Source organism: Roseovarius sp. MBR-78, assembly GCF_040547535.1.
Taxonomy (GTDB): domain Bacteria; phylum Pseudomonadota; class Alphaproteobacteria; order Rhodobacterales; family Rhodobacteraceae; genus Roseovarius.
In genome coordinates this window covers 1-13296 of the sequence record NZ_JBEPPX010000003.1, presented here as the reverse complement: position 1 = coordinate 13296, position 13296 = coordinate 1, and the positions used below count along the sequence as shown (strand labels likewise).

The following is a 13296-nucleotide window of genomic DNA, read 5'->3' as shown; positions in this document are numbered from 1 at the left end:
GAACCGGCCAGTTCGCGAGATCCCTTTCCCTGGGGAACGCGGGGTGTCTTGCGGGGACTATCTGGCGGGCCGTTTGTGCAAATCCGGAGGCGGCAAGCCGCAAAGAGCGATGTCACGCGACAGCACAAGCGAGGTTTTGAGGCGGTTGCACGCCATCCAAAGATTGACACAAAACAGGAACATCGCTAGAACGTAAGCAGAGTATCAGCGTGGAGGCCGGGATGCTGACCAGAAAACAACGCGATCTGCTTGATTTCATACACAAGCGCGTACAGCGCGACGGCGTGCCGCCCAGTTTTGACGAGATGCGCGAAGCGCTTGATTTGAAGTCCAAATCCGGCATTCACCGCCTGATAACCGCGCTCGAGGAGCGCGGCTTTATCCGGCGCCTGCCGCATCGCGCCCGCGCCATTGAGATCGTGCGCCTGCCCGACATGATCGCCGATCAGGGGCAGGCCGGATTCGTGCCCCGCGTGGTCGAGGGGGATCGGCGGTCCGACCCGCCCATGCGCGCCAATGCCATGCCGGTCGAGACGGGCGAGGCGATTTCGCTGCCGGTGATGGGGCGGATTGCGGCCGGCACGCCGATCGAGGCCATTGCCCATGCCAGCCACAATGTCTGCGTGCCCGCCGACATGATCTCGGGCCGGGGCGATCACTATGCGCTCGAGGTGAGGGGCGACTCGATGATCGACGCGGGCATCAATGACGGTGATGTGGTGATCGTTCGCGAGACCTCGGTGGCCGATAACGGCGATATCGTGGTGGCGCTGATCGAGGAGCAGGAGGCGACGCTCAAGCGGTTCTTGCGCCGGGGCCACACGATCGTGCTCGAAGCCGCCAACCCCGCCTATGAGCCGCGCGTCCTGCCCGCCGAGATGGTGCGCGTGCAGGGCCGCCTTGTCGGGCTGATCCGCACCTATTGAGGCGGCGTTACCGGGCAGGGCCGGGGGCAGGGACCCAGGGCCGCCGGCCCGCAACATCTGCCGCGCTTGGCAGGAGCGTGCCATCGGCGGCGAGTGCCAGCGCCCCGGTGATGCGGCTCGTGCGCGGCGCGGCCACGATGCAAGAGCCATCAACCGGCCCTTCGGGATCGGCGGTGAGCACCAGGATACGCGCCGCCCCGCAGCTCAGCGGGCCGCGCGCCGCCGCGCGCCCGGCGCGCACGGATACGGCGAAGGGGGCGAGCAGATCGTCGCGCCAGCGGCCATGCGCCTCGGCCTGATCCGCCGGATCGCCGTCGTTTTCAAGCCATATCCGGGCGATGAACCCGCCCCCGCGGGGCTTGTTGAGCGCGCGCCCCGCCGGTGTCATGACGCCCACCAGCCCGCCGCTATCGGCGATGAGCAGCGCCGGACGCTCTGCCCCCGCCCCGGCCCAGAGCCACGCCGCCACCGCTACCGGGCCAAGGCCCAACAGGCGGGTGCGCCCCTGCCACAGAACCACGAAGAGCGCGCCAAGTGCCATCAGCGGCAGCACCCATGCGCCCGGCGTCACCACCGTGATCCGCGCGCCGTCAAGCGCGGCGGCCCAGCGGGCGACGCCCAGGATCCAGTCGAGCCCCAGGCCCATGACCCAGAGCGCCGCCCCGTCCAGGCCCAGCGGCAGAAGCAGCACCGCGACCACGGCGGCAGGCATCACCAGCACCCCCATGAGCGGCACGCTCAGGAGATTGGCGACCAGGCCGTATTGCGCCAGTTGGTTGAAATGCGCTGCCCCCACCGGCGCGGTCGCAGCCCCTGCCACCGCCGAGGAGATCACCACCGCCAGCACCGGGCGCAGCCAGCGCGGCCCAAGGCGCACCCGCGCGTCGCGCAGCCAGCCGAACACCGCCACAAGCGCCACGGTGGCGGCAAAGGACATCTGGAATCCCGGCCCCAAAAGCGCCTCGGGACGCAGCAGCAGCACGATGATCGCCGCCACCGCCACCGCCCGCAGGCTGAGCGCGCGGCGATCGAGCATCACCGCCACCAGCATCACCGCGGCCATTACAAAGGCGCGCTCGGTCGCGACATTGCCGCCCGACAGGCCGAGATACCCCGCCGCCGCGAGGATCGCCAATGCGGCGGCGATCTTCTTTATCGGCCAGAGCAGCGCGACCCGTGGCAGCATGGCGAGCCAAAGGCGCGCGGCGGCAAAGACGAAGCCCGCGAGCAGGCCCATATGCAGCCCCGAGATCGCGAGCAGATGCGCGAGGTTCGACACGCGCATCGCGTCGAGCGTGTCGCGCGAGAGGCCCGAGCGGTCGCCGGTCATGATCGCGGCGGCAAAGGCCCCGGACTGGCCTTGCAGCCGCGCGCGCACATGATCGGCCAGCGCCATGCGGGTGCGGAACAGGGGTTGCGCGCCCTCTGCCCCGGCCACGGCCAGAACCGGCACGCGGGTATAGCCTATCGCGCCGATCCGTTGAAACCACGCGTGGCGGCGGAAATCGAAGCCGCCGGGCTCGACCGGCCCGGCGGGCGGGCCGAGATGCGCGGTGGTCATCACCCGCAGCCCCGGCACGACATCGGCGGCGGTATCCGGCCCGTGCAGCGACACGCGCACCCGTTGCGGCACGCGGGCGGGATCGACCCGGTCGAGCGTGACCCGGTCGAGCGTAAGCCGAAGCGCGTCCGAGGCAGAGCGGTCGATGCCCACGATCCGCCCCTCGACCGGGCCATAATAGCGCCAGCCCAGAACCGGCCCGGCCACCAGATGCGTGCGCAGCCCGGCAATCGCCACGCCCGCCAGCAGCACCGCCACCGCGCAGCCCAGCGGCCCGGTCCATTCGCGCCCAAAGCGCAGCGCCAGCCCCAGCGCGGTGGCGGCAAGCGCGCCGCAGGCGGCGAGTGCTGCGGCCGGCGGTTCCACCGGGAGCGCGAAATAGCCGCCGATGCCGCAGGCAAGCAGCACAGGCACCCAGGGAAACAGCGCCCCGCGCTGGAGGAGCCAGCCGCGCCCGATCGCGTGCAGGATGCGCGCCACTTGTCACCCTCCCGGTGGGCCGATAGACAGGCCGCATCCTCGCCCCGCCATCGTTAAGAAAAGGTTAAGCCCGCCCATGACGCACCAGGTCGTGACCCGTTTTGCCCCGTCGCCCACCGGATACCTGCATATCGGCGGCGCGCGCACGGCGCTCTTTAACTGGCTGTTCGCGCGCGGGCGTGGTGGCAAATTCCTGCTGCGGATCGAGGATACCGACCGCGCCCGCTCGACCCCCGAGGCGACGCAGGCGATTCTCGACGGTCTGCGCTGGCTCGGCCTTGACCATGACGGCGAGGCCGTGAGCCAGTTTGCGCGCGCGCCCCGCCATGCCGAGGTGGCGCATCAGCTTCTGGCCGAGGGCAAGGCGTATAAATGCTTTGCCAGCCAAGAGGAGATCGAGGCCGCGCGCGAGGCCGCCCGCGCCGAGGGCCGCTCCACCCTCTATCGCAGCCCGTGGCGCGATGCCGACCCGGCGCAGCACCCCGATGCCCCCCATGTCATCCGAATCAAGGCCCCGCGCGAGGGCGCGACGGTCATCCGCGACGTGGTGCAAGGGGATGTCACTATCCGCAACGATCAGCTTGACGACATGGTGCTGTTACGTAGCGATGGCACACCGGTCTATATGCTGGCGGTGGCGGTGGACGATCACGATATGGGCGTGACCCATGTGATCCGGGGGGATGACCACCTCAACAATGCTGCGCGCCAAATGATGATCTACCAGGCGATGGGCTGGCCGCTGCCCGTTTACGCCCATATCCCGCTCATCCACGGCCCCGATGGCAAGAAGCTCAGCAAGCGCCACGGCGCGCTCGGCGTCGAGGAATATCAGAAGATGGGCTATCCGGCGGCGGGGATGCGCAATTATCTTGCGCGGCTGGGCTGGAGCCACGGCGATGACGAATTCTTTACCGATGCGCAGGCGCAGGACTGGTTCGGCCTTGAGGGAATCGGCAAATCGCCCGCGCGGCTGGATTTCAAGAAGCTGGAGAATCTCTGCGGGCAGCATATCGCCGCATCGAGCGATGCTGCGCTGCGGCGTGAACTGGGGGAATTCCTGGCCGCGACCGGTCAGTTACCGCTGTCTGACGATAAGGTGACCCTGTTGGAGCGGGGCATGTATTGTCTCAAGGAGCGGGCAAAGACATTCCCTGAACTTATTGACAAGGCAGCGTTTATCATGGCGGATCGCCCGATCGTGCCAGAGCCGAAGGCGGCGGCGATGCTGGATGATGTATCCCGTGGTATACTGCATGAATTGACGCCGCACCTGCAAAATGCTAAGTGGTCGCGGGACGATCTCGAAACTGTCGCGACGGCGGTGGCCGAGGCGCACGGACTGAAATTCGGCAAGCTGGCGGGCCCATTGCGCGCCGCGCTGGCTGGGCGCACGGCAACGCCGAGCGTGTTCGACATGATGCTGGTCCTCGGGCGGGATGAAACCATCGCCCGGCTGACCGACGCAGCTTGCGACGAGGGGTAATCCTCTGGCAAGTATTTGTAGCTAGCAAGTCCGGGATGCCGCAGGGTGTGACCGGGCACCGAGAGGGAGGACCCCAGATGTCAGACGAGAAGAGAACCGCCAAGCTTGAAATCGACGGAAAGACCTACGAGTTGCCGATCTTCTCGCCGACGGCGGGGCCGGACGTGGTGGATATCCGCAAGCTCTATGGCACCGCCGGCGTGTTTACCTACGATCCCGGTTTCACCTCGACGGCGAGCTGTGACAGCACCATTACCTTTATCGACGGCGACAAGGGCGAGCTTTTGCATCGCGGCTATCCGATCGACCAACTGGCCGGGAAATCGCATTTCCTCGAGGTCTGCTACCTGCTGCTTTACGGCGAATTGCCCTCGCCTGCGCAGCTTGAGGATTTCGAGAGCCGGGTGACCAACCACACCATGCTGCACGAACAGATGCAGTATTTCTTCCGCGGGTTCCGCCGGGATGCGCATCCGATGGCGATTATGGTCGGCGTGGTCGGCGCGATGTCGGCCTTTTATCACGACAGCACCGATATCAGCGACGAGTGGCAGCGCGAAGTGGCGTCGATCCGCATGATCGCCAAGATGCCCACCATCGCCGCCTGGGCGTTCAAATATTCCATCGGCCAGCCCTTCGTCTATCCGCGCAACGATCTCGATTATGCCTCGAATTTCCTGCGCATGTGCTTTGGCGTGCCGTCCGAGGAATACGAGGTCAACCCGATCCTGAGCCGCGCGATGGACCGGATTTTCACGCTCCACGCCGATCACGAGCAGAACGCCTCGACCTCGACGGTGCGGCTGGCGTCAAGCTCGGGTGCCAATCCGTTCGCCTGTATCGCCGCAGGCATTGCCTGCCTCTGGGGGCCGGCGCATGGCGGCGCCAACCAGGCCTGCCTCGAGATGTTGCAGGAAATCGGCACGCCCGACCGCATCCCCGAATTCATCGCCCGCGCGAAGGACAAGGACGATCCGTTCCGCCTGATGGGCTTTGGCCACCGCGTCTACAAGAATTTCGATCCGCGCGCCAAGGTGATGAAGCAATCCGCCGACGAGGTGCTGGAGCTTCTGGGGATCGAGAACAACCCGATCCTGCAAGTCGCCAAGGAGCTTGAGGCGCAGGCTTTGGCCGATCCCTATTTCTCCGACAAGAAGCTGTTCCCGAACGTGGATTTCTACTCGGGCATCATCCTCGAGGCGATGGGATTCCCGACCTCGATGTTCACGCCCATTTTCGCGGTCTCGCGCACCGTGGGCTGGATCTCGCAGTGGAAAGAGATGATTGCCGATCCGCAGATGAAGATCGGTCGCCCGCGCCAGCTCTACCAGGGCGCGACGCTGCGCGACTACGTGGATATCGAGAAGCGCTGAGGCGGCATGACCCTTGCCGAAAAAGCCCGCTGATTGCGGGCTTTTTTATTGGGAGGCGGGGGAGGCGGGGCAAAGGGACGGCGTGCGCGCGCCCCTGTCATCCGCCATAGGTCGCGCTCCACCGTTCGATCAGTGCCTGTTGCAGCCGCTTGGCGCGCAGGTTCCAGCCGCGCGCGCCCGCCGGGCGCTCGTCGCGGGCGGGGTTGATGCGGCTGCGCAGGCTGTCGCTCGCGCTCAGCACCGCAAAGACCAGCTCGCGCCCCCCCGGCGGCGTGACATATCCCGCCAGCGTGCTCACGAAAAACAGCGTGCCGGTCTTGGCCTGCACCTTGACCTCGTGGCCCTTCACGGGGCGGCCCTGCGCGTCACGCATCGCGACCTCGCGCATCAGCGGGCGTAGCGCCTCGCGGCGTCCGGTCGCGGCCAGCGCCCGCGCCATATCCTCGGCCGAGAGCCGCGAGCGGTCGCTCAGCCCCGAATGGTCGCGCAGATCCGCCGCCGCCATCCCCAGCGTGGCCTTGGCCCAGCCGGTCATCTCGCGGGCCGAGGCCGCGTGCGTGACGGGCCGCCCGCGCCGTTTCGCGCTGGCTGCCATGCCGACCATCTCGGCGGTGATATTGGTGGAATAGCGCAGCATGTCGCGCAGGATATCCGCCAGCGCCGCGCTTTCATGCGTGACCAGCGTGGCCCCCTCGAGCGCGGTGCCGTCGATCTCGGCGGGGGCCTTCAGCACGATGCCCTGGGCCCGCGCGAAAGTGGCAAAGACCTCGCCCGCGTAGAGCGCGGGCTTGCGCACCGGCAGCCACCGCGCCCCGCCGCCGCCCAGAGCGCCGCGCGCCACCGTCCAGGCGTCATGCGTGCCCGCATCGCTGTAGGTATAGACCGGCGCCGCCCGGTCCGCGACGCGCATCCGCGCTACCGTCACCTCGGGGCGGTAGCGCGAGGATCGCGCATCCATCGTGAGGGCGTATGTGCCGCCCGCCGCCCGCCATTCGAAATGCACCCGGTTATAGTTGAGGCTCAGCCCCGACAGCGCCGGGTTATAGCCGACATGTACGGGCTGTTGCGCATAGATCGCGTGGAGATAAGGGAGCGCGCCGCCCCAGACCTTGAAACCACCCCGCACCTCGCGCAGCCCCGCGCGTTTGAGCGCGGCGGCCATGTCGGCGAGCGCGTCGGTATCGAGCGTCGGATCGCCGCCGCCCGCCAGCACCAGATCGCCGTCGAGCACGCCATCGCGGAGCGGCCCGGTGGCGATGAGCCGGGTTGCAAAGCGATGCTCCGCCCCCAGGGTTTCGAGCGCGTAGAGCGCCGTCACCGCCTTGGTCACGCTGGCCGGGGGCAGGCCGGTGCCAGCCGCGCGCGCCTCGAGCACGCCGCCCGTGGCCGCCTCGAGCACGGCAAACCCTACCTCGCCCGAGAGCCGCGCCTTTGCGATCAGCGCCTCGGTGGCCGCCGCGCCTTGCGCCGCGCGGATACTGGCCGGGCGCAGCACCGGGCGCAATGAGACAGCAGGTGCCTCGGCCAGCGCGGGGGCGGCGAGCGTGGCGAGCGCCGAGGACAGGAAAAAGCGTCGGGAAAGCGGGCGTGTCATGGCGCGAGCGTAACCGGATCGCACCTTGGGACGCAATCGGCCTTGACCTTGTGATGGCTCACTTTTCCGCGTCTTTCGCGCCCTCTGCACCATCCGCGCCGCGCGCGCGCAGCGCGCTTGACGAGATGTCGGTCATCGGCACGTTGACGAAACACCATGCCGGGGCCGCCGCGCGCCCTAGCACATGGCTCGCCCGACCCTTGATCCGCGCCGCGGCATAAACGCGCGCGGCGGGCGACAGCCGCGCCGAGATGCGTTGACCGGGCCGCGCCAGAACCCCCACCGGCACCCGGTCCATGATGCTGCGCCAGTCCTGCCAGAGGTGCAGTTGTGCGAGGTTGTCGGCCCCCATCAGCCACACAAAGCGCCGCCCCGGCGCAATCGCCGTCAGCGCCGCCAGCGTGGCAGAGGTGTGGCGCGTGCCCAGCCGCGCCTCGATATCGGTGACGGCGATGCGCGGGTGATCCGCCAGCGCCCGCGCCGCCGCCATCCGCTCGGGCAGGGGGGCCGGGCCGTGGCGCTTGAGCGGATTGCCGGGGCTGACCAGCCACCACAGCCGGTCCAGCCCGAAGCGCTTGAGCGCCTCGCGGCTGATATGCAGATGGCCCGAATGGGGCGGGTCGAACGAGCCGCCCAACAGCCCGATCACCTGTCCGGGGCGCGAAGGCGGCAACGGCTGGATCATGCTCCCGTCATCGCCACAGCGCCGCGCCAAGTAAAGTGAAATCCGCGCTCAGCGATCCGGCCCCTTCAAGAGATCCAACGCAGCGCGTTCTTGCACCAGCCGCCAGAAATTGCCCTCGTCCGGCTCGAGATTGCGTGCCGGGCTGCCGGGGGCTGCGCCCGACGCGATCACCTCGGCCATGTCTTGCAGCACATCGGGGTTCTGGCGGAAATAATTGTGGCTCGATTGCCCGACCACGCCGCTTACGTTGATGAAATGCACGTTGCGGATGGATTTGAATATCTCGCGCTCGGCGGGGCCCAGTTGCGCGTAGGAAATCCGCCCGAACCGCACCCCCGCGAGCAGCACCTGCGCCAGCCCCAGCGCGCTGTCGCCGGGGTTGATATACACGGTGATCCGGCCAAAGGCGGGGCCAAGGCGCTCGGCGATGATGCGTTGCCGCGCGATCGAGAAATCGAGATCGGGGGCGGCAAGGATCAGGGTCTCGATCTTGAGGCTCTGGCGCGGGTTGCGCCCCGCGGCGCGCTCGGCGATCACCATCTCGCGCAGGGCCGTGGTCACGACCTGGCTGCCCCGGCTATGGGCCACCACATGGATGCGTCGCAGCCCCGGCACCGTGGCGAGGATGCGCAATGTCTCCTTGAGGTGGAAGATTGCGAATTCCCCGCTCTCGCGGTCCTTGAAATAGGCGAATGTGCCGGGATTGCCCGCAGGCCAGGAAAACGCCACCGGCACAACGCTGGCCTCGGTCGCCTGCGACAGGCGCGCCAGCGTTTCCATCGTATCGTCAAAATGGCTGTTGAAGCCGTGGATATAGAGCAGGATGTCGCGCCGTCCGCTCTGGCGCAGGGTCTTGGCCAGCGTGGCGCGCATTTCCGCCTCGCTGGCAGCATAGGCGCGCGCGGCCTCCGGCTCGGTGACGGGCCAGTCGTCCTTGACCGAAAAGGGCAGGGGCGTGGCCGGAAAGCGCACGCGCGTGCGCGCGCCGCGCAGGTGAGGGCCGTTTTCGGTGATGTCGATGGCCGCCGCGCCAAAGCTCATCGCCGGGTCGCGGCGCACGCTGAAGGTGAGCGTATCGCCGCTCGCCTCTTCGATCACGCGGTCGCTGATGAAATGAAAGCCGGGCGCGGCCGTCGCATCATGTCCATCGCCAAGCACCGGCACATCGCGCGCGCCCCCGCAGGCAGCGAGCAGGCTCAGCAAGAGGATCGCAATGGCGCGGCGCATGGGGCCCCCTTTCGCGAACGCGACAGCCTCTCTTATGCCCGCAGGAGGGGCGCGGCGAAAGTGGAAATCGCGGCAGTGGCAGGGCAGGGCGGGACCGGTCGCATTTTCTGCATTTTCCGGCGGGACGGCGGCGGATGGTGACGGGCTGTTAACCGCGGGCGGCTAGGGTGGCGGCGTGACAATGGAGCATGGGCCGTATGAGCGATGGATTTGCCAACGATGCGTCTGCCAGTGGCAGTGAGGCCGGGTCCGGGGAGGATGCCACGGCGCATCGGCTCTTTGCCCGCATCCTGGCCGATGCCCATGATGCCATCACGGTGCAGGACATGGAGGCGCGCATCGAATGGGTCAACCCGGCCTGCGAGCGGCTCTATGGCTGGTCGCTGGCGGAGATGCGCGGGCGCAAGCCGCAGGAATTCGCGCTCCCGCCCGACGCACGCCCCGATGCCGCCGCGATTGCGCGGTTCCGCTATGATCCCGACAGCGCGTTGTTTCGCCGCTACCAGCTTGGCCGCCACATGCGCCGCGACGGCACCACTTTCTGGACGCAGCAAAGCTTTGCGTTGCTCGATCCCGGCCCTGACCCGAGGGATCGTCGCGTGGTCATCACCTGCCGCGACGTGACCGATCAGGTCAGCACCGAAATGGCGCTGCGGCAGGTGCAGGTCGATCTGCGCCACGCCGCCCATCACGACGATCTCACCGGGCTGGCCAACCGCAAGCGGCTCGCCGAGCATCTGGCCAACCCCGCGCTGCGCGCCGGGATCGCGGGCGGGCAGGTGGGTGTGCTGGTCATCGACATCGACAAGTTCAAGGATATCAACGACACGCTTGGTCACGGCGCGGGCGACCGGACGTTGTGCCATGTCGCCGATGCCCTGGCACGGGTGGCGGGGCCGCACGATCTCGCCTGTCGCACCGGCGGGGATGAATTCCTGCTGGTCTGCGCCTTGCCCGAGGGGGCGGCGACGCTCGATGCGCGCGCTGCAGAGGTGCTGCGCGCGCTCGATTCGCCGCTTCTCTGGCGCGATCAGGCGATTCGCGTCGGGGCCTCCATCGGGGCCTGCGTGGCGGGCGAGGGGGCGCAGACCGGCGAGGAGATGATCCAATGCGCCGATGCCGCGCTCTTTGAGGCCAAGGCGCGCGGGCGCGGGCGCGTGGTCCATTACACCGCCGACCTTGGCCGCGCCCAGCGCGCCCGCCAGACCCTCGCCCGCGACTTGCGCGAGGCGGTGAGCCGCGACCAGTTCGAGATTCACCTGCAACCGCAACTGTCGCTCGCATACGGGCGTATCTGCGGCTGCGAGGCGCTGATCCGCTGGAACCATCCAAGGCGGGGGTTGCTGGCACCGGCGGTCTTTCTCGACGCTGCCGCCGCGCTCGGCCTGATGGCCGAGATCGATTACCGCTCGATGACGATGGCGCTTGATGCGCTGCAATCGCTCGACGAGTCGGGGTTTGACGATCTCACCATGTCGATCAACGTCTCTGCCGCCATCCTGGCGGATGCCAATTACCCCGGCCTGCTGCACTGGGCGTTGCAAACCCGTGGCCTGCGGCCCGAGCGTATCTGCATCGAGGTGCTGGAGACCACCATCCTCGATGGTTCAAAGGCCGATGTGATGGGCGCGGTGGCGCGGCTCAAGCGGCTGGGCGTGCGCGTGGCGCTCGATGATTTCGGCACCGGCTATGCCGGGCTCGCACATATGGCCAGCTTCGAGGTGGACGCGATCAAGCTCGACCGCTCGATGATCGCCCGGCTGGAACAGGACCCGCGCAACCGCATCATCGTGCGCGCGATCATCCGGTTGTGTGGCCTGTTGCGCATGGCGGTGGTGGCCGAAGGCGTCGAGACCGCGCAGCAGCTTGCCATGCTGCGCCGCGCGGGTTGCCCGGTGATCCAGGGTTTCGGCCTCGCCCGCCCGATGCCGCTTGCGGCGCTGATCGACTGGCTGCACGCCCGCGCAGCCCGGCCCGGCACCGATGCTTTCGGCACCCCGCCCCAACCCGTCGCCCTGTCGCCGCCCGCGCGGGGCCATGCGCGCTGACCATTGCCCCCGGCCCCTGTGCCGGGTATCCCCGGTCCAACACGGATTTCCCTGAACGGAGCGCGGACCATGGCAGCCTATCAATACGTCTATCACATGTCCGGGGTCTCCAAGACCTATCCGGGCGGCAAGAAATGCTTTGAGAACATCCACCTGAATTTCCTGCCCGGCGTCAAGATCGGCGTCGTCGGCGTCAACGGTTCGGGCAAATCCACGCTCTTGCGCATCATGGCCGGGATCGACACCGATTTCTCGGGCGAGGCCTGGGCCGCCTCGGGCGCGCGGGTGGGCTATCTGCCACAAGAGCCGCAGCTTGATGAGGCGCTTGACGTGCGCGGCAACGTGATGCTCGGCGTGGCCGAAAAACAGGCCAAGCTCGACCGGTTCAACGAATTGGCGATGAACTATTCCGACGAGACCGCCGACGAGATGGCGCAACTCCAAGACGAGATCGACGGCGAGAACCTGTGGGATCTCGACAGCCGCATCGACGTGGCGATGGAGGCGTTGCGCTGCCCCCCCGACGGGGCCGCCGTCGCCACGCTCTCGGGCGGCGAGCGCCGCCGCGTGGCGCTGTGTCGGCTGCTGTTGGAGGCCCCCGACATGCTGCTTCTGGACGAGCCGACCAACCATCTCGACGCCGAGACCATCGCCTGGTTGCAGAGCCACCTGATCGACTACAAGGGCACGATCCTGATCGTCACCCATGACCGCTATTTCCTCGATTCGATCACCAGCTGGATCCTCGAATTGGACCGTGGTCGCGGCCTGCCCTACGAGGGCAATTACTCCGCCTGGCTGGAGCAGAAGGCCAAGCGCCTGGCGCAGGAAGCGCGCGAGGATAAATCCAAGCAAAAGACGCTGGAACGCGAGCTGGACTGGATGCGCCAGGGCGCGAAGGCGCGGCAGGCCAAGCAAAAGGCCCGGATCAACGCCTATAACGAGCTTGCCGGTCAGTCCGAGCGCGAGCGCGTGGGCCGCGCGCAGATTGTCATCCCCAACGGCCCGCGCCTTGGCTCCAGCGTGATCGAGGTGGCGGGGCTGAAAAAGGCGATGGGCGACAAGCTCCTGATCGAGAATCTTGATTTCTCTCTGCCGCCCGGCGGCATCGTCGGCGTGATCGGCCCCAACGGTGCGGGCAAATCGACGCTCTTCAAAATGCTGACCGGGCAGGAAAAACCCGATGAGGGCACCGTGAGCTATGGCGACACGGTCAAGCTGTCCTATGTCGATCAGTCGCGTGACGATCTCAAGCCGGATGACACCGTGTGGCAGGCGATCTCGGGCGGGGCCGAGGTGATCGAGTTGGGCGACGCGCAGATCAACTCGCGCGCCTATTGCGGCGCGTTCAATTTCAAGGGCGGCGACCAGCAAAAGAAGGTGTCGCTGCTCTCGGGCGGCGAGCGCAACCGCGTCCACATGGCGCGGCTGCTGAAGGAGGGCGGCAACGTGCTGCTGCTCGATGAGCCGACCAACGATCTCGACGTGGAAACGCTGCGCGCGCTCGAGGATGCGCTGATGGATTTCGCCGGCTGCGCCGTGGTCATCTCCCACGACCGCTTTTTCCTCGACCGCATCTGCACCCATATGCTCGCCTTCGAGGGCGACGCCCATGTGGAATGGTTCGAGGGCGATTTCTCGGCGTATGAAGAGGATAAAAAGCGGCGGCTGGGGCCAGACGCGTTGGAGCCGAGACGGGTGAAATACAAGAAGTTCGCGCGATAGACCACTCTTGGTTGTGCGCACAAATGTGCATACGCCTGGCTCCGTCGACGGCACGAGCGCCAAGGGTCAGAAGCACGGCCTGAGCATTGCCCAGAGAGGTGGTCGCGAAAATTCGGACCAGTTGTTAAGGTGGATCGCATGACGAGAGAGACGATCCATAATGACGAAGAGAAAAATGCATACGCCTGAGT

9 protein-coding genes are annotated in these 13296 nt (G+C 67.3%); 5 read left to right on the top strand and 4 right to left on the bottom strand.

Annotation, left to right across the window (positions count from 1 at the left end):
- The first annotated feature begins 221 nt into the window (after positions 1–221).
- A complete protein-coding gene (gene lexA / locus ABIE58_RS03000) occupies positions 222–926 on the top strand; it encodes a transcriptional repressor LexA (protein WP_354543208.1) in 705 nt (234 codons plus the stop codon).
- 7 nt (positions 927–933) lie between these two features.
- On the opposite strand, the gene ABIE58_RS02995 is transcribed toward lexA, so the two are convergent.
- The gene (locus tag ABIE58_RS02995; protein WP_354543207.1) at positions 934–2967 is read right to left on the bottom strand and encodes a ComEC/Rec2 family competence protein; all 2034 of its coding nucleotides are present in this window, start codon (positions 2965–2967) and stop codon (positions 934–936) included.
- Positions 2968–3043: 76 nt separating this feature from the next.
- Here ABIE58_RS02995 and gltX point away from each other — a divergent pair, with 76 nt between their 5' ends.
- Positions 3044–4453 carry a glutamate--tRNA ligase gene (gene gltX, locus ABIE58_RS02990; RefSeq protein WP_354543206.1) on the top strand — a complete coding sequence of 470 codons (1410 nt, stop codon included), beginning with the start codon at positions 3044–3046 and terminating at the stop codon, positions 4451–4453.
- 77 nt (positions 4454–4530) lie between these two features.
- Positions 4531–5826: a citrate synthase gene (gltA, locus tag ABIE58_RS02985; RefSeq protein WP_354543205.1), complete on the top strand. Its 1296-nt coding sequence runs from the start codon at positions 4531–4533 to the stop codon at positions 5824–5826.
- Between the two features lie 97 nt (positions 5827–5923).
- Here gltA and dacB read toward each other — a convergent pair whose 3' ends face one another.
- From dacB to ABIE58_RS02970, 3 genes are read right to left on the bottom strand one after another with little or no spacing between them, the layout of a single operon-like run.
- Positions 5924–7420 (bottom strand): D-alanyl-D-alanine carboxypeptidase/D-alanyl-D-alanine endopeptidase, encoded by a 1497-nt coding sequence (gene dacB, locus ABIE58_RS02980; protein WP_354543204.1) that lies wholly within the window; start codon positions 7418–7420, stop codon positions 5924–5926.
- Between the two features lie 58 nt (positions 7421–7478).
- Positions 7479–8105 carry a nicotinate-nucleotide adenylyltransferase gene (locus ABIE58_RS02975; protein WP_354543203.1) on the bottom strand — a complete coding sequence of 209 codons (627 nt, stop codon included), beginning with the start codon at positions 8103–8105 and terminating at the stop codon, positions 7479–7481.
- Positions 8106–8153: 48 nt separating this feature from the next.
- The gene (locus ABIE58_RS02970) at positions 8154–9332 is read right to left on the bottom strand and encodes an alpha/beta hydrolase (RefSeq protein WP_354543202.1); all 1179 of its coding nucleotides are present in this window, start codon (positions 9330–9332) and stop codon (positions 8154–8156) included.
- Positions 9333–9529: 197 nt separating this feature from the next.
- Between ABIE58_RS02970 and ABIE58_RS02965 the strand changes: the two genes are divergently transcribed.
- Together ABIE58_RS02965 and ettA are read left to right on the top strand one after the other, a co-directional pair.
- Positions 9530–11380 (top strand): putative bifunctional diguanylate cyclase/phosphodiesterase, encoded by a 1851-nt coding sequence (locus tag ABIE58_RS02965; protein WP_354543201.1) that lies wholly within the window; start codon positions 9530–9532, stop codon positions 11378–11380.
- 69 nt (positions 11381–11449) lie between these two features.
- Positions 11450–13105 carry an energy-dependent translational throttle protein EttA gene (gene ettA, locus ABIE58_RS02960; RefSeq protein ID WP_354543200.1) on the top strand — a complete coding sequence of 552 codons (1656 nt, stop codon included), beginning with the start codon at positions 11450–11452 and terminating at the stop codon, positions 13103–13105.
- The last annotated feature ends 191 nt before the right edge of the window (positions 13106–13296 follow it).

Bases quoted from the DNA above. Each gene is read 5' to 3' on its own strand.
- lexA (WP_354543208.1), top strand. From the start codon at position 222: ATGCTGACCAGAAAACAACGCGATCTGCTTGATTTCATACACAAGCGC.
- gltX (WP_354543206.1), top strand. From the start codon at position 3,044: ATGACGCACCAGGTCGTGACCCGTTTTGCCCCGTCGCCCACCGGATAC.
- gltA (WP_354543205.1), top strand. From the start codon at position 4,531: ATGTCAGACGAGAAGAGAACCGCCAAGCTTGAAATCGACGGAAAGACC.
- dacB (WP_354543204.1), bottom strand. From the start codon at position 7,420: ATGACACGCCCGCTTTCCCGACGCTTTTTCCTGTCCTCGGCGCTCGCC.
- ABIE58_RS02975 (WP_354543203.1), bottom strand. From the start codon at position 8,105: ATGATCCAGCCGTTGCCGCCTTCGCGCCCCGGACAGGTGATCGGGCTG.
- ABIE58_RS02970 (WP_354543202.1), bottom strand. From the start codon at position 9,332: ATGCGCCGCGCCATTGCGATCCTCTTGCTGAGCCTGCTCGCTGCCTGC.
- ABIE58_RS02965 (WP_354543201.1), top strand. From the start codon at position 9,530: ATGAGCGATGGATTTGCCAACGATGCGTCTGCCAGTGGCAGTGAGGCC.
- ettA (WP_354543200.1), top strand. From the start codon at position 11,450: ATGGCAGCCTATCAATACGTCTATCACATGTCCGGGGTCTCCAAGACC.